This window comes from Ferdinandcohnia sp. SAFN-114, assembly GCF_059415045.1.
Window position 1 is genome coordinate 1 of the sequence record NZ_JBPFDQ010000042.1, and the last position, 17,935, is coordinate 17,935.

General features: G+C 37.2%; 15 protein-coding genes. 5 read left to right on the top strand and 10 right to left on the bottom strand.

Annotated features, from left to right (window positions below):
* Positions 1-86 precede the first annotated feature (86 nt).
* The 5 genes from acnA to ACR65M_RS14495 all read right to left on the bottom strand — a co-directional run bounded on the left by acnA (position 87) and on the right by ACR65M_RS14495 (position 6,982).
* Positions 87-2,777, bottom strand: coding sequence for an aconitate hydratase AcnA (gene acnA, locus ACR65M_RS14475; protein ID WP_440273657.1), 2,691 nt, complete (start codon positions 2,775-2,777; stop codon positions 87-89).
* 81 nt (positions 2,778-2,858) lie between these two features.
* On the bottom strand, positions 2,859-3,998 hold the full coding sequence (locus ACR65M_RS14480; RefSeq protein WP_440273658.1) for a PrpF domain-containing protein: 1,140 nt from the start codon (positions 3,996-3,998) through the stop codon (positions 2,859-2,861).
* A gap of 12 nt (positions 3,999-4,010) precedes the next feature.
* Complete coding sequence (prpB, locus tag ACR65M_RS14485) at positions 4,011-4,919, bottom strand: methylisocitrate lyase (protein WP_440273659.1); 909 nt, start codon at positions 4,917-4,919, stop codon at positions 4,011-4,013.
* An 88-nt stretch (positions 4,920-5,007) separates the two neighbouring features.
* Positions 5,008-5,988: a tripartite tricarboxylate transporter substrate binding protein gene (locus tag ACR65M_RS14490; protein ID WP_440273660.1), complete on the bottom strand. Its 981-nt coding sequence runs from the start codon at positions 5,986-5,988 to the stop codon at positions 5,008-5,010.
* Positions 5,989-6,112: 124 nt separating this feature from the next.
* Entirely contained in the window at positions 6,113-6,982 is an 870-nt protein-coding gene (locus ACR65M_RS14495; protein WP_440273661.1) for a LysR family transcriptional regulator, read from the bottom strand.
* Between the two features lie 134 nt (positions 6,983-7,116).
* Here ACR65M_RS14495 and ACR65M_RS14500 point away from each other — a divergent pair, with 134 nt between their 5' ends.
* Positions 7,117-8,259, top strand: a complete 1,143-nt coding sequence (locus ACR65M_RS14500; protein WP_440273662.1) for an MFS transporter — start codon at positions 7,117-7,119, stop codon at positions 8,257-8,259.
* 282 nt (positions 8,260-8,541) lie between these two features.
* Here ACR65M_RS14500 and ACR65M_RS14505 read toward each other — a convergent pair whose 3' ends face one another.
* Positions 8,542-9,963 (bottom strand): aldehyde dehydrogenase family protein, encoded by a 1,422-nt coding sequence (locus ACR65M_RS14505; protein ID WP_341332454.1) that lies wholly within the window; start codon positions 9,961-9,963, stop codon positions 8,542-8,544.
* A gap of 163 nt (positions 9,964-10,126) precedes the next feature.
* Here ACR65M_RS14505 and ACR65M_RS14510 point away from each other — a divergent pair, with 163 nt between their 5' ends.
* Together ACR65M_RS14510 and ACR65M_RS14515 are read left to right on the top strand one after the other, a co-directional pair.
* Positions 10,127-12,208, top strand: coding sequence for a transglycosylase domain-containing protein (locus ACR65M_RS14510; RefSeq protein WP_341333565.1), 2,082 nt, complete (start codon positions 10,127-10,129; stop codon positions 12,206-12,208).
* 389 nt (positions 12,209-12,597) lie between these two features.
* Positions 12,598-13,500 (top strand): COX15/CtaA family protein, encoded by a 903-nt coding sequence (locus tag ACR65M_RS14515; protein WP_440273663.1) that lies wholly within the window; start codon positions 12,598-12,600, stop codon positions 13,498-13,500.
* A gap of 14 nt (positions 13,501-13,514) precedes the next feature.
* Here ACR65M_RS14515 and ACR65M_RS14520 read toward each other — a convergent pair whose 3' ends face one another.
* From ACR65M_RS14520 to trhO, 3 genes are all read right to left on the bottom strand, one after another.
* Entirely contained in the window at positions 13,515-14,141 is a 627-nt protein-coding gene (locus tag ACR65M_RS14520; RefSeq protein WP_440273664.1) for an NUDIX hydrolase, read from the bottom strand.
* A gap of 20 nt (positions 14,142-14,161) precedes the next feature.
* Complete coding sequence (locus tag ACR65M_RS14525) at positions 14,162-14,428, bottom strand: hypothetical protein (RefSeq protein ID WP_341332456.1); 267 nt, start codon at positions 14,426-14,428, stop codon at positions 14,162-14,164.
* A gap of 85 nt (positions 14,429-14,513) precedes the next feature.
* Positions 14,514-15,482 carry an oxygen-dependent tRNA uridine(34) hydroxylase TrhO gene (gene trhO, locus ACR65M_RS14530; protein ID WP_341332457.1) on the bottom strand — a complete coding sequence of 323 codons (969 nt, stop codon included), beginning with the start codon at positions 15,480-15,482 and terminating at the stop codon, positions 14,514-14,516.
* A 224-nt stretch (positions 15,483-15,706) separates the two neighbouring features.
* Between trhO and ACR65M_RS14535 the strand changes: the two genes are divergently transcribed.
* The gene (locus tag ACR65M_RS14535; protein WP_341332458.1) at positions 15,707-16,522 is read left to right on the top strand and encodes a bifunctional hydroxymethylpyrimidine kinase/phosphomethylpyrimidine kinase; all 816 of its coding nucleotides are present in this window, start codon (positions 15,707-15,709) and stop codon (positions 16,520-16,522) included.
* Between the two features lie 300 nt (positions 16,523-16,822).
* Entirely contained in the window at positions 16,823-17,068 is a 246-nt protein-coding gene (locus ACR65M_RS14540; RefSeq protein ID WP_341332459.1) for a helix-turn-helix domain-containing protein, read from the top strand.
* A gap of 79 nt (positions 17,069-17,147) precedes the next feature.
* Here ACR65M_RS14540 and modA read toward each other — a convergent pair whose 3' ends face one another.
* Positions 17,148-17,924 carry a molybdate ABC transporter substrate-binding protein gene (modA, locus tag ACR65M_RS14545; RefSeq protein ID WP_341332460.1) on the bottom strand — a complete coding sequence of 259 codons (777 nt, stop codon included), beginning with the start codon at positions 17,922-17,924 and terminating at the stop codon, positions 17,148-17,150.
* Between the last annotated feature and the right edge of the window lie 11 nt (positions 17,925-17,935).

Here is a 17,935-nt window from a genome sequence, read left to right on the forward strand (position 1 = left end):
AAAAATAGATAAAGGAGAACTTGAGTTCACTCAAATTCTCCTTTATCACTATTCGAAGCTAGTTATGTCCCAGCCTCTTTTATCGTTTATGAAAGATTTTCAAGTACGGATTGTAAAATACCACCGTTTTGATAATATTCGATTTCAACTACACTATCCAAACGTACATTAGCGGTGAATTCAATTGGTTCTACTTGGTCTTGTTTCCTTGCAATCACTTGAACCATTTGTCCTGGTTTGATTTCTCTGTTTAGATCTTGTATTTCAAAGTCTTCTCTACCATCTAATTGTAAGGTTTCGGCGCTTTCACCTTCATTAAATTGAAGTGGCAAGACTCCCATCCCTACTAAATTGCTACGATGAATGCGCTCGAAGCTCTCTGCTAGGACTACTTTAACACCTAATAACGCGGTTCCTTTAGCAGCCCAATCACGTGAACTTCCCGTGCCATACTCTTTACCTGCAATGATTAGAAGGTTATGATTTTCTTCTTTATACTTCACTGCTGCATCATAAACTGGCATGATTTCACCAGTTGGAAGATACGTGGTAAAGCCTCCTTCTATTCCGTTAGCTAATTTATTTCGAATTCGGATATTCGCAAATGTCCCCCTAACCATGACATGATGATTTCCCCTTCTTGAACCATATGCATTGAATTCCCGAACTGGAATACCTTTATCTGTTAGGTATATACCGGCTGGGCTTTTTACTGGAATTTGCCCAACTGGAGAGATATGATCTGTTGTAATGGAGTCACCTAACAATAATAAGGCTTTCATGTTTTTGAAATCTGAGTCTTTCTTTATAGTTGAAAGCTCTTCAAGGAAATACGGCGCTTCTTGTATATAGGATGATTGATCATCCCATTTATAAAGCAACCCTTCAGATGATTCAATCGATGACCATGCCTCATTTTCAAAAATATGTTCATACTCCTCTTTAAATAGCTCGTTTGTAATAGAAGAACTGATCACTTCATTAATTTCTTCTGTAGTTGGCCAAATATCTTTTAAATAAACTGGATTTCCATTATTTCCGAAACCAATTGGCTCTGAGTACATATCCAATTGAACTGAACCCGCTAAAGCAAATGCAACCACCAATGGCGGAGAACTTAAGTAATTCGCTTTTATTAGTGGATGTACTCGTCCTTCAAAGTTTCGATTTCCACTTAAAACAGAAGTGACAAGAAGATTATTCTCTTTAATTGCCTCTTCGACAGATTCAAGAAGGGACCCACTATTTCCGCAGCACGTTGCACAACCATAACCGTCAACATAAAATCCAATCTCCTCTAATGCCTTAAGTAGGCCCGATGCTTCAAGGTATTTTGTTACGACACGTGATCCTGGTGTTAAACTTGTTTTTACAAACTCGGGCTTCTTAAGGCCAAGTTCCAATGCCTTTTTAGCCACTAGCCCTGCAGCTACCATCACACTTGGATTTGAGGTATTTGTACAGCTTGTAATGGCTGCGAGTACGAGTGAACCAGTACTAATCACACTACCGTCCTTTAATTCAACCTTTTTATTAAGTTCGGATACACCTAAACCATAGCCTCCACTTTCAACCGGCTTTGTTACGACTTTAGTAAACTCGTCTTTCATCAAGCGTAATTCAATACTATCCTGTGGTCTTTTCGGACCAGCAATTGTTGATTTAATTGATGATAAATCTAACTCTAGTGTTTCAGTAAAATTCGGATTAGGGGTATCATCTGTTCTAAATAAACTTTGGGCATCATAATATGCCTTTATCAATGCTCGGTTTTCTCCACGTCCTGTTAGCTCGAGATAATCTAATGTCACTTCATCAATCGGAAAATAACCCATTGTCGCTCCATATTCAGGAGCCATATTGGCAATTGTTGCTCGGTCAGTTAAAGAAATACTGGATAATCCCGTTCCAAAAAACTCAACAAACTTGCCTACTACTCCTTTTTTTCGAAGTAAATTTGTAATTGTTAATGCAAGGTCTGTTGCAGTAACACCCTCTTGAAGCTTACCTGAAAGCTTTATTCCTACTACCTCAGGAATCACGAAATAAAGTGGTTGTCCAAGCATGGCTGCTTCTGCTTCGATTCCACCAACACCCCATCCTATTGTACCAAGGCCATTAATCATGGGTGTATGAGAATCTGTCCCTACAAGAGAATCTGGATAAACAACATATTCTCCATTTTCATTTTTTTTGACAATCGATGTAGCCAAATACTCTAAATTAACTTGGTGAACAATCCCGTTTGATGGTGGTACTGCCCTGAAATTAGAAAAGCTAGTTTGTGCCCACCTAACAAATCGATATCTTTCCAAATTTCGTTCATACTCAAGCTTAAGATTATCAGACAGGGATTGTGAATTCCCAAAATAATCAACAATCATTGAATGGTCAATAACTAAATCTACTGGAATTTGGGGATTAATTCGTGATACATCTCCACCTTTTCGTTTCACAGCATCTCTCATGGCAGCTAAATCCACGATAGCAGGAATTCCTGTAAAGTCCTGAAAGACAATTCTAGCCGGCTTGAATGGAACTTCTTTTTTCTCCCATTGTGTCTTCTCCCAGTTTGCAAGTTGTTCAATATGTGAAGTGGTGATTTGCTTTCCATCTAGATGGCGAACAGCGGATTCTAGCAGCATTTTAATAGAATTAGGTAATGATGAAATAGGATACCCACTCGATTCTAGTTCTTTTATTCTATAATATTGATATTCTTTTCCATCCACATATAATGTTCTTTTTAATGTAGACAGAGATTCCGTTACACTCATGAATTTGCCTCCCTTGTTGTTATTAAACATTGAAAAAATAGTCTAGTTGATGGCAATCAGCTAGACTATTTATGATTAACACTATTTTTTAGGGATATATAAATCACCTTTTATTATTCTTCGGGCTGTTCTATCTAAGCCAACAGAAGCAACATCTGCCTGCTCCTTGGTTAATGCAACGCGAACCTCTGCGATACCCTCTGGATGACCGATTCGAATAATTTGTTCAACACTTCCATCTTTCTTTCTGGAGTATTGATTTGGAACGGTGCCCTCAAGCAATGCAGATGAAGCTAAGTTATATAACCCGCTCCCTGCAAAAGTACGGTGAAATTTCTTCATAGAAACCATTTTTGCGACAATATCAATATCGTTCGCGTTAATATGCTTTCCTGCAGAAGTCACATAATCGTGTGGACTAGCAACTATAGCAATTTTCGGTATGGAGGGAATGCTTTTTGCTTCATCTTCGTTTTTTGCGATACCGCCGGCAACTGCCATTTTCAATCGAATTTCCTCTAACTCAGACAATAATTCATGATTCGCTCCTACAACATGATTTAGCTCTGAACCTACTATCCCAAATTCACTTGCTGCTACATACACAAATGGATTAACAATATCAATAAATGATGCTTCATAGATTCTTTTACTAGTAACTATCTTTGTTTTCAGACCAATTGGAATTGTTTTCCCAGTCTTTCCCCCTCCAGGCGAAAGAATATTAACCATGACTTTTGCTCCAGGTGTAACAACTCCTGGCATCAAATAATCTCCTGATACCTTTGCTTTACCGTTTGATAGAGGAACTTTCATTTTTATCATTTTATTTATATTTTTATTAAAAGCTGATACAGTCACAAAATCATCGTTAGAGTTCGTTGACACAAGGCCTTCATCTACCGCGAATGCTCCTATAGCCGCCATTAGATTTCCACATGTTCCTTTATCATCAACAACTTGCTCTCCAATGCCAATTTGATAAAATGTATAATCAAGGTCCGCACCCTCAACAGTCGGCTCTGAAATAACCATGATTTTACTAGTGTGAGATGTACCACTTCCTAAGCCATTTACTTGTGAGGGATTGTATGCATCAATTCCCTCTAAAAAAATTTTGTGCTTTAATTCTTTATTTGTTGGTAAGTCCTTTTCATGAAAAAGGATACCTCTACTTGTGCCACCTCTATAAACAACACAACGCACAGAGAATTGAGACATTATTCTTCCTCCCTACTTCATTTCAGGAACAATGGTTTTAGCTATTTCTTGATCAAGATCCTCATAGTCATGAAGTTTAATGGTTTCATATAGTTCCTTACGTGTTTGCATCTTATCTAACACATCACGCTGTGTACCTTTCTCGAATACTTCAGAGAATACAATTTCATATGCTTTCGCTGCTGCTCTCAAAGAAGTAACCGGATAAATAACCATCGAGTAACCAAATGATTCAAATTCTTCAGCTGTAAAGTATGGAGTTTTTCCAAATTCGGTCATGTTTGCTAATAAAGGAACCTCAAATTCTTTGCTGAAAGCCCTGAAGTCTTCTTCAGTAATTAATGCCTCAGGGAAAATAGCATCAGTGCCTGCTTCTACATATTTTTTTAGTCTATGGATAGCAGCCTCTCTACCTTCAACAGCAAATGCGTCTGTTCTTGCAACAACAACCAATGAAGGAGCAACTTCTTTAATGATTTTAATTTTTTGGGACATTTCATCAGCTGCGACCAATTTTTTTCCATTTAAATGACCACATTTTTTTGGTAAATCCTGATCCTCAATTTGAACGGCAGCTACACCCGCTTCCACCATTTCTTTAGCCGTTCTGGCAACATTTAAGATTCCGCCAAAGCCAGTGTCAATATCAGCTAATAATGGCAAATTTGATGCACGAATAATTTCACGTGCTCTTTCGGCAACCTCTTGTGAATGTAATACACCTAAATCCGGTAGCCCTCTACTTGCCGTATAAGCCCCACCAGATAAGTACAATGCTTTAAAGCCAACCTTTTTAGCCATTAATGCAGCCATGCCGTCATGTGTACCCATAATCTTCAAGATTGGTCCTGCCTTTATATAATTTATAAAGTCCTCTGCTAATTCTTTTTGACTCTTTTGTTGTTCAACAAGCCATGTCATGATATTCCCTCATTTCATTTTTCTAATAAGTAAAACCCATGGTCATGAAAGAACGAAGGACCCTACTAAATAGGGCCCCGTCTTTTCATTAGTCAACTAAACCAGATTCACTAATTAAATCTTTATACATTGTAGTTTGTTCTTCCAAGAATTTAGTTGTTTCACTACTATTCTTGTAGAGTGGAGTCCAGTCATTATTTTTCACTAGGTCTTTCCAAGCATCGGTTTCAACCATTTCTCCGATTACTTTATCCCAGTAAGCAATTTCTTCTTCCGTCATATCTTTAGGTCCCATGATACCTCTCCAGTGAGGGAATACCATATCTACACCTTGTTCCTTCCATGTAGGAACATCCTCTAAACCTTCTATTCTTTCATCAGAAGAAACGCTAATTACTCTGAAGTTGCCTGCAATATGCTGATCCTTAGACTCAGAAACTGCCATTGTTGCAACATCTACGTGACCACCTAAAAGAGCTGTTACTACATCTCCACCACTCTCGTATATCATGAAATTTAATTTAGATACGTCAACACCGTATGTTTTTGCTGCTTGTACAAATGACAGGTGATCGTTGTTACCTAATCCTGGCGCAACTGCAATTGTTAAAGATCCTGGATCCTTTTTCAATTGTTCCATAACATCTTTTGCAGTTTTGAACTCGGAATCATTTCCAACTGCAATTGAAATCCACTCAGTTGTTAAAATTGCTAGTGGAGTGAAATCTTCATAAGTTAATTCACTTTGGCCTAATAAGTTATTTGTAATAAGTAGACTTGAGTTAATAGAAAGATGGTGTGCGTCTTTTGTAGAAAGATATTGCCAGCCTACTTCTCCACTTCCCCCTGGCTTATTAACTACATTAATGTTTTGGTCTACAATGCTTTCATCCTTAAGAATCTTTTGGATTGCTCTAGCAGTTGCATCCCAACCACCCCCTGGAGTTGCTGGTGCTACAAGTTCAATATTCCCAGTTGGAAATGATTTTTTATCACCTGATGCACCAGAAGAACATGCTGCAACAAATAGTAATGATAAAATTGCAATAAACGAAAAAAGCTTTTTCATTTTCCCACCCCTTTTTTAAATTTTCACAACCTTATAATACTTTTAATATACAAAAATGTAATCGTTTTCAATTTAAAAGAAATTAACAACAATAACCCTATTTTGTTCATAAAGTTCACAGAATTTACAAATCTCGCAAATCTAAGGATGATATAAATGAAACGAATGCGTTAATTACATTTACTTCTAGTGATTCATTATGATAAAGCATCCATGTATTACGAATTAATGGATTATTTTCTTTATCCGTAATAAACACTTTATGAATATCTTCATTTCCTTTTAAAATCATGCCCGGCATTATTGCATACCCAAGTCCATTTACAACCATTTCTTTACAAGTATCCACTTGATCCACCTCCATCGTAACCATAGGAGGTCTTGTAAAGTTTTCAATCCACCAATGATCAATTATAGATTTTAGTAGATTATCCGTTTTATAATCAATGCGAGGTAGATTTGGCAAATTGCTGATATCAATTTCCTCCTTTGAAGCAATACATAATTGATCTTCAAATAATAAGTGTTTTTGCTCAATCCATGTATATTCCCCGCGAACAAAGGCGATATGGATATCCTTTTTATATAGTGAATGGAAAAGATCTCGGCTCCATCCTGTCGTTACTTTGAACTCAACATTTTGATAGTTGTCTTTAAATGCCCTTAATAATTGTGGCAGTTTATATTTGGTGAAAAAACTGGATACACCCAAATTTATTGTTCCAACAACCTTACTCTCCATATTAGTCAAATGATCCTTTATTTGTTTTAATTTTAAGATCATTTCCTCTGCACTTTTCGCCAAGTACTCGCCCTGTGGAGTAAACTGGACACCTCGTCTGTCCCTATTAATTATTTTGATCCCAAATTCTTTTTCAATTTGTTTGATACGATTTGTTAGGGCCGGTTGTGAGATAAATAATTGTTTACCTGTTCTTGTAATATTCTTATTTTCATAGAGGACCTTAAGAATTTCCCAATCCTGACTTCGCATTTCATTCCCTCCTTTTATACATTAGATATTCATAAATCTTATGGCTATTAATTCAAATACAATATTTTACTTATATCTATCAATATACTATATTTATCATTACAAAATAAGAAATTTTTTGGTGAGGGAGAAACATGATTCTTTGGATAGTCATCATTATCTGCACTGGTTTTCAAACAATCTTAAATACAACAAGACCGATCATCACGTTATATGCCTCTGAAATGGGGGCAAACACATTTGATATTGGAATTCTTACAGCAGCGTATGCTTTTTTTCCACTAATTTTCGCAATCCATGCTGGCAAAATTGCCGATAAAATCGGAGACCGATTACCTGTATTTCTTGGTTTAGCCGGAATATCACTTGGAATGGTCATTCCTTATTATTTTCCTTCAATGGCAAGCTTGTTTGTATCGCAATTAATAGTCGGTACAGCTGCTGTTTTTATCACAGTTTCTTTACAAAACATACTCGGAAATATTGCTTCCGAGGAAAAACGGGATCAATATTACAGTCTATTCGGAATTGCAACCGCGATGGGAGCGATGATTGGTCCGATAATCGGCGGATATTTAGGAGAACACATATCTTATTCTTCTGTATTCCTTGCTTCGATTTTTATTAATATCATTCCTATTTTGATTTCCTTATTTATTCCTGTCCTAAGGAAGCAAAAAACGAAGCAAAAAATGAGCATAGGTGCCTCAGTTGGATTATTAAAAATGCCTTTATTAAGAAAAGCATTAATATCAAGTGCGCTTGTCCTATATTCAAAGGATATCTTCGTTGCTTATTTCCCACTATTCGCAAAGCAGTATGGGATATCTACCTCAACAATTGGCTGGATTATTTCAATACAGGGGTTAGCGATTATTCTCGTTCGGTTCTTATTACCCGCATTAACAGAAAAACATGGAAGAGACAAAGTTTTAATTGCATCCGTTTTTATGGCAGGTATCTCATTTTTATTAGTTCCGTTTACTGGAAGTGTGATTTTATTAAGTGCGCTAAGTGCTCTCATGGGACTTGGACTCGGCTGTGGCCAGCCTCTTTCAATGACCACTACCTATAATGCTTCACCAAAATCAAGAACTGGTGAAGTACTGGGACTGCGACTTGCCTCAAATCGTTTATCACAATTAATAGCCCCTGTCTTCTTTGGCCTAGTTGGTTCCTGGGCTGGTATTTTTTCCGTATTTTTTATTAGTGGGACGTTTTTACTTGGTGGATTATTTGCTATTAAACCCGAAAAGAAAAGAAAACTAGCTTCATAAAAAAGAAAAGCCTACAGCATAAAAAAGTTGCTGTAGGCTTTGTTCGTTTATAAGATGTTCAAAAAGTCGGTCCAAAATGACACATCGAATTTCTGTGTAAATCACTCCAAGAATATAGTGGATTACTAGGTTATGTGCTTGCGGCTACTTGTTTTTTCACGGAGTCAATTCCTCATCGCAAGGCTGCAAGGGGGTTAACTCAAGGAGTTGCCTCACTCCGGTACTCGGGAGCTACACAGCCTTGAACTGCTCGGTCCTTTTCACCTCCTTTTGAACTCGTATTTATAGTTTAAAGGATACAAATTTCAATTCTGTCATTTCTTCTGTCGAATATTTGATACCTTCTTTTCCAACTCCACTGTTTTTAACTCCCCCATATGGCATATTATCAACTCTAAAGGTTGGAATATCATTAATGATGACTCCTCCTACCTCTAATCTGTCAGCTGCCTCAAATGCTCTTTGAATATTTGTGGTATAGACTCCTGCCTGCAGCCCATATTCTGAGTCATTTACGAGACTGATAGCCTCATCCCATGTTTTATACGAATTTACGGACACAACCGGACCAAATGCTTCATTACAAGAAACGGAAAGTTTTTCGTTAGTGTTTACTAAGATTGTAGGTTGGAAGACAGTTCCATCTTGTTTACCACCATAGACGACTTTTGCGCCATCTGCCTTCGCCTCTTGGACCCACTTATCGATTCGATCCGTTTCGTTTGGATTGATGAGAGATGATACATCTGTCGTTTCTGATTTTGGGTCACCAAGAACTAGTTGTCTAGTATAGTACTTCAATTTTCCAACGAACTCTTCAAATACATTTTCATTCACATAGATACGTTGAACCGAAATACATACCTGCCCAGCAAAATTGAATGCTCCCTCTGCACAACGAGCTGCTGCTGTCTCCAAATCATCAGTACTATCAATGATGACAGCAGCATTCGAGCCCAATTCGAGAGTAACGCGCTTAAGTCCTGCTTTCTCTTTAATTCGCATTCCTACTGGTACACTACCTGTAAAAGTAATCATTTTCACACGATCGTCCTGAACAAGTAAATCTCCTACCACACTGCCTTTTCCTGTCACGACATTCAGAGCACCTTTTGGCAGTCCAGCTTCTTCAAATAGCTTCGCTGTCATAATTGCACTTAAAGGTGTTTGTGATGCAGGCTTTAATACGACCGTATTTCCCGCCGCAAAGGCTGGGCCAAGCTTGTGTGCAACTAGGTTAAAAGGAAAGTTAAACGGCGTGATTGCTGCGATGACACCCAGCGGTTCTCTTTTTGTGTATCCAAATCTTCCTTTCCCGCTTTTTGCAGCATCAAGTGGTACAGTCTCCCCGTGAAGGCGCTTGGCCTCTTCTGCAGCAAATTTGTAAGTTTCAGCAGTTCTAACAATTTCTCCCCTCGCAGCTTTTAGTGGTTTGGCATTTTCAGAAGCTAGGATAAGAGCACATTCCTCGAGCCTTTCAGTAAACAGATCAGATACCTTTTCTAAGATTTCTGCCCGCTCAAAAGCTGTTAAATTTCGCATTGTTTTTGTCGTTTGTTGGGCACTTGCAATTGCGTTTTCTACCTGTTCTTTTGTAGCTAAAGGGATCATTGAAATGACCTCTTGATTATAGGGTGAGCGTAATTCTTCGTACTGGACGCCTTCTTCCCATTTTCCATTGATGAATAATTGTTGTTTTTCCATTTTTTACCCTCCCATAAAACACTTCATCTATTCGTACAACTTATAAATATAATCTATAAATTGATTATATTATATTTTTCTTATTCGAATAACTGTTATAAAATATAAGTTCAGTATCCTAATGAATGGAGAAACAAATATGAGAGGTATTTTTGAAAAGATAATGCCGTATATAAAACGACTTTGGGAATCTATTAAACGTTTTTGGCGAGATAAGCATATTACTAAAATTTTATTACTTATTGTATTGGTGTTTATCTTATTGTCTATGCTCTTCTTTGCCTTTATGGCTACTCAGGCAAACGTTCAATCATTGAAAGACGGTTTGCGTCAAGCAACTGTTATTTATGATAAAGATGGTGAAGTCGCAACCAATATTTCAACAAATCGAACTGAGGGTGTCTTGGTAGAAGAACTTCCTGAGCATGTAAAAAATGCGGTTATTGCAATAGAGGATGAGCGCTTCTATTCCCATAATGGTTTTGATATTAAAGGAATCACACGCGCCTTTTTTAATAATTTATTTGCCGGAAGAATTACAGGTGGAGGCAGTACGATTACTCAGCAACTTACAAAAAATGCGCTTCTCTCTCCTGAACAAACCTATAAACGTAAAATCGAAGAACTCTTTTTAGCATTGGAAATTGAAAAGCATTATACCAAGGATGAGATTTTACAAATGTATTTAAATCAAGTCTTCTTCGGAAATGGATCATGGGGCATTAGCCAAGCTTCGAAAAAGTACTTTAATAAGGAAATTGACAATGTATCAATCAGTGAGGCTGCAATGCTTGCTGGAATTCTCCAAGCACCATCAGCTTTAAATCCTTATAAAAACTATGATGGTGTGATTAAGCGAAGAAATACAGTTCTGTTAAAAATGCATGAGTTACAGATGATTTCCGATGATGAATATGCACAAGCGAAACAAGAAGAAATCAAGCTTGAAGATGGTGGTGGAAGCTATATAGAAAGAAACTATCCTTATTATGTTGACGCAGTGCTAGATGAGGCCATTAAGAAATATGGGTTGACGCAAGAGGAGATTCTGACTCGTGGCTATCGCTTCTATACTGAGATGGATCAAGACATTCAATCTGCCCTTGAAGATGTTTATAAAAAGGACTATCTTTTCCCTAAGGGGAGGGACGTTCTTGTACAAAGTGGTGCTGTAATGTTACATCCAAAGACTGGAGGTGTGCTCGGTTTAGTCGGCGGCCGTGGTGAACATGTATTCCGTGGTTTTAATCGAGCAACTCATTTGCAGGCTCAACCAGGGTCAACACTAAAGCCATTAGCAGTATATACTCCTGCACTTGAAGAAGGGTATGAAGTCACTTCCGTATTAGTTGATGAGTTAAAAACATATGGAGATTACACACCTGAAAACTTCTCAAAATCGTACCAAGGTGAAGTAAAAATGTATGAAGCCCTTGAGCACTCTTTAAATGCACCGACCGTTTGGCTGTTAGACCAAATTGGACTTAATAAAGGACTTGATTCTTTACGAAGATTTGGTATTCCATATTCAGAAGAAGATAAATATCTAGGTATCGGACTGGGTGGAATGCATAAAGGGACTTCACCTTTACAACTAGCGGAGGCTTATTCAGTCTTTGCAAATGAAGGAAAACGACCGGAAGGACATCTAATCTCAAAAATAGTAGGACCAACAGGAAATGTCATTGCTGAACATAAGCATAAAACAACTAAGGTTACATCAAAAAAAGTGGCAAACGATATGACTTCTATGCTACTAAACGTTGTTGAAACAGGTTCAGGTAGAGGCACAAAAATCCCTGGAGTTGAGCTAGCTGGGAAAACAGGTTCTACCCAGCTCCCTTATAAAGAGATTAATGGAACTAAGGACCAATGGTTTGTTGGATATACACCTAATTTCGTCGGTGCCGTTTGGATGGGCTATGACAAAACAGACAAAACACATTATATCCAAGGTAGTAGCTCTGACTATATTGTTCCTTTATTTAAAGGAATAATGGACGAAGTACTTCCTACAATGGAAGTAGACTCCTTTGATGTTGTTTCTGTTAATGCGAAGCTTTCGGGACAAGAGGACCGAAAAACGATTACCAAGGAAGAAATTAAAGAGCAAGCTGAAAAAATCGAAGAAACATTAAAAGAAGAAAGTGCCAAATGGAAGATCGTATTGGAAGAGGCAAAAAAAGACATTAAGAATGTCAGTGAAAAGGTTGAAAACAAACTTAGAGATCTACTAGGAAACTGACATATAAACTTGAAAGAGTATTGGGAAACCGATACTCTTTTTTTGTGCTATTAAGATGATTGGAGTGCTATCAACTTCCTAATTTCTGGAATATGGTGTATCTCCACGACGGGTGGAGTACTATCAACCTCCTATTTTCTGGAATTCAGTGTATCTCCACGACTGTTGGTGTGCTATCAACTTCCTAATAACTGGTAGGAGGCATATTTATACGATAGTTGAAGCCCATCTACTTCCTAATTAATGCAATCCGATGTATTCCAAGGAAAGTCTGACTGCTTTCATCCAAATCATGAATGCCAAATTTTCTAAAAAGTGTGATTAAAACCACTACATTCCGAAATTCACGTTGGTACACTAATACTATCAAATAATTGGGGGTATGATTGTTGGGCATTCGGGGTCTTTCTATCTTATCTATTCTTGTAGCTTATTTTTTAATTGTGTTTGGTGGTTATGTCGCTTCATCTCAATCAGGTATGGGCTGTGGGCCAGATTGGCCATTATGTAACGGTGTATTAATACCTGTATTAGAAGGTGAAACACTCATTGAATATGCACATCGTGTAATTGGTGCTCTGCTTTTTGTTCTTTCTGCCATATTATTTTTAAAAGTTAAGCGAACTGAAACTGAAAATCATGTAAAAACAACAGCAAATTGGATGATGCTTCTCCTTATCCTTCAGGTTATTCTTGGTGCGATTGTTGTTTTACTTGATTTGCCAGCAATTGTTGTTACCATTCATCTACTTATTGCAATGGCCTATTTTGCATGCTTGCTTTTTATATGGAAATGCCAAACAAGTTCAACAGTCAGCGTAAGTAATGCGTCACCCTTAAAGAAGCACTATTTCATCCTTATATTACTGCTAACTTTCACCTTAGGTTTTGGCGCTTATATAAAGCATCAGTCGTATGGTTTAGCATGCGAATGGTTATCTTGTTCAAACTCTTTCCTTCCATTAAATAAAGCTCAGATTTTACAATCCTTACATCGGTTCTTTGCGTATGCTTCAGCTATTTACATACTTATTCTGACGTTTTTTGCATTCACTAAGAACTGGAGTACAAGCATTCGATTAAGACTTGTGCTAACTTCACTAACCGTTTTATCACAAATTATAGCAGGCATTTTCACAATCAAGACGGCATTATCTATTCCTTGGGCAGTTATTCATCTAGCGATTGGTACCGCACTTTTTGGCATCATTGTAGAATCCTGCGTTACCTTACACTTTTCGCATACATCAATAAAGGTAACGAATTGGAGAAGCACTAAATTTACAAAGTAAAACACAAAAGCCCTTTATATAGGGCTTTTTTCAATTACTTCTAAAAAGTGTTTTAGGATTCCGGCTGTTAAACCCCAGATGACACGGTCTTCATAATAATAGAAGCATTCGTCCATACCTCTTACCTGCCATTTATAATTTTCCCCTCCAATGATATCGTTAAAAGGAAAGTTTTCTTCGGGCTCTACATGAAAATTCACTTTAAAAATCTGTGGAGGATTTGATTGTAAGAATGACAGTGGAACCGTAAATATTTCTCCAACTTCTGCTGGATTCGGTTGAATCTCATCAGGATTATTGATTACACCTACGTATGGATAAATAATTGTACCAAAAGGGGAAACAAAATAATCTAGTGGACTTACATTTGTAATATCACTTTCATTTAGCCCTAGTTCCTCCATCGTTTCTCTAATGGCTGTATGCCGCTCATCTCTATCCGTTGGGTCCATTTTTCCACCTGGAAAGCATATCTCACCTGGCTGTCGTCTTAATTGACTTGAACGAACCTCAAAAAGGATATGAACTTCATTATCTTTTTTTATTAAAGGAAGAAGAATGGAAAAGCGCTTAAAATCTCCACGGCCTAATAGAGAGGGAGTGCGTTCCTTAACTATATTGACAATTTTATCGATTTCCATAGTTCACCTCGAAACGTTATTTACTGTTTCAAACCTTTAAAAGCTTTAATAAAATCAATTGGGTCTTCTTTAATATTATAGGAGAATACTCCTTGGTTTGTGTGGAGATATAAAAAGCTCGCTCTGTAGGAAACATCATACACATGATCTAGATGAAATTCATTAGCAGAAGAAAGGATTCGGTCTTCAAACAATCGCAACTGATGATGGTTTTCAATATACTTTTGCACATTCCACTCTATTTTTCTTTGTATAGTGATATACGGTTGAGATGCAATAATTTTCACAATTCTCCCCTTTCTTTTCCTATATTGTACCAGAATTATGTATTTGAAAAAACCACAGTGGTTTTTCACACTGTGGTTTTCATAATTATTGTTGCACTAATTCTTTTTCAAGGTTTTGTAAACGTTCTGCTACTTCTTCCTCAGTTAACCCGTTCTCTTCTACATAACGGTTACGTGGGTGTACGCGACATTCATGTGTACAGCCTCTTAGATATTTATGCTCATTTTCTTCAGAACAAAGTATTTGTTCATTACATTCAGGGTTTGCACAGTTTACATAGCGTTCACATGGTTCTCCAGTAAAATGGTCTTTCCCTACAATCACATGCTCTTTTTGGTTTACTGGAACAGCAATTCTTTCATCGAATACGTAAAGCTGGCCGTCCCAAAGTTCACCTTGTACCTCAGGGTCTTTACCGTATGTTGCAATTCCTCCGTGAAGCTGGCCAACATCCTCGAAGCCTTCTCTTACTAACCAACCAGAGAATTTTTCACAACGAATACCGCCAGTACAGTACGTTAGTATCTTTTTTCCATCAAGCATTTCTTTGTTTTCTCTTACCCATTGTGGTAAATCACGAAAAGTTTCTACGTCTGGTCTAATCGCGCCTCTGAAATGTCCTAAATCATATTCATACGTATTTCTTGCATCTAAAATAATTGTATTCTGATCTTGCATTTTTTCATAAAATTCTTTTGGACTTAAATATTTACCTGTTAATTCATGTGGGTTAATATCATCCTCAAGGCTTAAGTTGACAAGCTCAGGACGAGGTCTAACATGCATTTTCTTAAAAGCATGTCCATCTGCTTCATCAATTTTAAAAACCATTGTTGCAAAACGAGAATCTTTTCTCATTTCTTCCATATACTTGTCGGTTTGTTCAATAGTTCCAGAGACCGTTCCATTAATACCTTCTGTCGCTACTAAAATACGACCTTTTAGACCGATTTCTTTACAGAAAGCAAGATGCTCTGCTGCAAATTCTGCTGGATTTTCAATTGTTACATATTGATAGTAAAGTAATACTCGATAAGGTTTTGTTTCTGTCATTATTTTCGACCGCCTATCATTAATATTTGCAAGATATGAATGTGTTTAGGATCGAATTACACTTTTCTCTTACATCAGTGTATTGTATCAAATTCTTTATTATTAAATCAACGTTTTATACCTTCCTTATATTGTAAAGTCGTTTTTTTATTGCATAAATATATCTATTTTTATCAATTGATATATAATAAGTCTGTCAAACTTTTTAGATGGGGGTTTCAAATATGAGTTTACCAAAAGCATTAACGATTGCAGGTTCTGATAGTAGTGGTGGAGCTGGTCTCCAAGCTGACATAAAAACCTTCCAAGAACATGGAGTTTACGGCATGTCTGCCTTAACTGTAATTGTTGCGATGGACCCGCATAATCGTTGGAATCACCAAGTTTTTCCGGTTGACCTCGATATCATCAAGGCACAATTAGCAACAATCCTTGATGGAATAGGTGTCGATGCGGCAAAGACTGGTATGCTTCCTACTGTCGATATTATTGAAATTACTGCAGATGCGGCTAAAAAACATAATCTTCAAAAATTTGTAGTGGATCCTGTAATGGTTTGTAAGGGAGAAGATGAAGTTCTATTCCCGGATCATGCTGTTGCCCTTAGAGAAATACTAACTCCACTTGCAACAGTGATTACTCCAAATTTATTTGAAGCAGGTCAACTAAGTGGAATCGGTTCAATCACAACTATTGATCAAATGAAAGAAGCTGCTGTGAAGATACACGATCTTGGTGCGAAATATGTACTCGTAAAAGGTGGCGGAAAGCTAAAACATGATAAAGCAGTAGATGTTTTATATGATGGAAAAGAAATAGAGATCCTTGAAAGCGACCGATTTGAAACAACATTTACTCACGGTGCCGGTTGCACCTCTTCAGCTGCAATCGCAGCAGGACTTGCAAAAGGATTAGAAGTGAAGGAAGCCATATATGAAGCGAAGAAATTCATTACAGCTGCCATTCGTCACTCCTTCCAACTAAATGAATATGTTGGTCCAACAAATCATGCTGCACGCCGACTTTATGGAGATAAGTAATTCTCTATTACAGCTGTAGACAGGTTCTACAGCTGTTTAAATTCTTAGGCAATGTGAAAACGCAAGGCGCCCTTCTATTGGTGAATAGCGTAAGATGAACGCTGACTTAAAGTGTTTTTTTCCCTTCTGAAGCGATTCGCTTATTGTCTCGAACAGATGGCGCTTGAAGCTGGACATCCTGAAAACCTGCCTAGACGAATTTTATATATGATGGTAATATTGTGAATATCATAGAATAATAGATACGCAATCATATATATATTCCCACATGTAAAAAGCCATAGGTAAGGAGTGTGTAAAATGCCTAGGATAAACAAAGATATTGTAAAATTTTTACGCAAAAAGAACAACATGACTCAACGTGATTTTGCTAAAGCAGTAAATTGTAGTTTTGCACTTATTGCCCTTGTTGAAGTTGGTAAACGTAGAATTACGAATAATCTTGAAACAAAAATCAAAGATTCTTTCAACTTAGACGATCAACAAATCTCATCCCTTGCAACCATCGTACAGGAGATTGCGAAGGGTGTACATCCGTATATGTAAAAGCAAATGCACAGGGGGCTAGGTGCTTGAGCTAGACCTAGAACAAAAAAGCAATTGGACATCATGCTCCAATTGCTTTTTACTTTATGTTTGAGAACCCATATTCCTCTAAAAGAGCAATAGCTTCATCGCTCAATAAGTATTCATAAAATAATTTTGCTTCATTTAAATGTTCTGATGATTTTAAGACTCCGATCGGATAAATAATCTCTGAATGATACTTAGTATCCACACTCATCACAATCCGAATTTGATCTGATAATTGTGCATCTGTTTTGTAGACAAACCCTGCATCAACATTTCCAGTCTCAACATATGTAAGGACTTGCCTAACATCTTTTGAAAGCACTAACTTATTTTCAATTTCATTCCACATATCCATGCTTTCGATTGCTTCCTTCGCATACTTCCCTGCAGGAACAGATTCTGGTATACCTATTGATATCCGTTCAGCCTTTGTTTTCAAATCTTCTATTCCCGTAATCTGCTTTTCGTTTTGTTTTGGAGCAATTAACACAATCTCATTGCCAGTTAGATTTTGCTGGAGATCTTCGTCAATAAGTTCCTTATCAATAAGTATATCGAACTTTTCTTTAGAAGCCGATAAAAAGATATCAACTGGAGCTCCTTGAGAGATTTGTTGTGCAAGTGCACCTGATGCGCCAAAATTAAAGGCGATATCAATTGTAGAATGTTCCTTTTCAAAATTGTTCTTTAATTCTTGTAAAACATTCTGCATACTTGTAGCAGCAGAAACCGTTAATTCTACCTCTTTAGTAGACTCCTGATCGGTACCTTGAGGCCCACAGCCAGATAAAAAAAGAGCAAAAAAGAGTATAAGGATAAATTTATGCATAAAAAACACCT

Excerpts from the sequence above, each read along its gene's own strand:
- ACR65M_RS14500 (WP_440273662.1), top strand. The coding sequence starts at position 7,117 with ATGATTCTTTGGATAGTCATCATTATCTGCACTGGTTTTCAAACAATC.
- ACR65M_RS14540 (WP_341332459.1), top strand. The coding sequence starts at position 16,823 with ATGCCTAGGATAAACAAAGATATTGTAAAATTTTTACGCAAAAAGAAC.
- modA (WP_341332460.1), bottom strand. The coding sequence starts at position 17,924 with ATGCATAAATTTATCCTTATACTCTTTTTTGCTCTTTTTTTATCTGGC.
- trhO (WP_341332457.1), bottom strand. The coding sequence starts at position 15,482 with ATGACAGAAACAAAACCTTATCGAGTATTACTTTACTATCAATATGTA.
- ACR65M_RS14520 (WP_440273664.1), bottom strand. The coding sequence starts at position 14,141 with ATGGAAATCGATAAAATTGTCAATATAGTTAAGGAACGCACTCCCTCT.
- ACR65M_RS14480 (WP_440273658.1), bottom strand. The coding sequence starts at position 3,998 with ATGTCTCAATTCTCTGTGCGTTGTGTTGTTTATAGAGGTGGCACAAGT.
- ACR65M_RS14490 (WP_440273660.1), bottom strand. The coding sequence starts at position 5,988 with ATGAAAAAGCTTTTTTCGTTTATTGCAATTTTATCATTACTATTTGTT.
- acnA (WP_440273657.1), bottom strand. The coding sequence starts at position 2,777 with ATGAGTGTAACGGAATCTCTGTCTACATTAAAAAGAACATTATATGTG.
- ACR65M_RS14505 (WP_341332454.1), bottom strand. The coding sequence starts at position 9,963 with ATGGAAAAACAACAATTATTCATCAATGGAAAATGGGAAGAAGGCGTC.
- ACR65M_RS14510 (WP_341333565.1), top strand. The coding sequence starts at position 10,127 with ATGCCGTATATAAAACGACTTTGGGAATCTATTAAACGTTTTTGGCGA.
- prpB (WP_440273659.1), bottom strand. The coding sequence starts at position 4,919 with ATGACATGGCTTGTTGAACAACAAAAGAGTCAAAAAGAATTAGCAGAG.
- ACR65M_RS14495 (WP_440273661.1), bottom strand. The coding sequence starts at position 6,982 with ATGCGAAGTCAGGATTGGGAAATTCTTAAGGTCCTCTATGAAAATAAG.
- ACR65M_RS14535 (WP_341332458.1), top strand. The coding sequence starts at position 15,707 with ATGAGTTTACCAAAAGCATTAACGATTGCAGGTTCTGATAGTAGTGGT.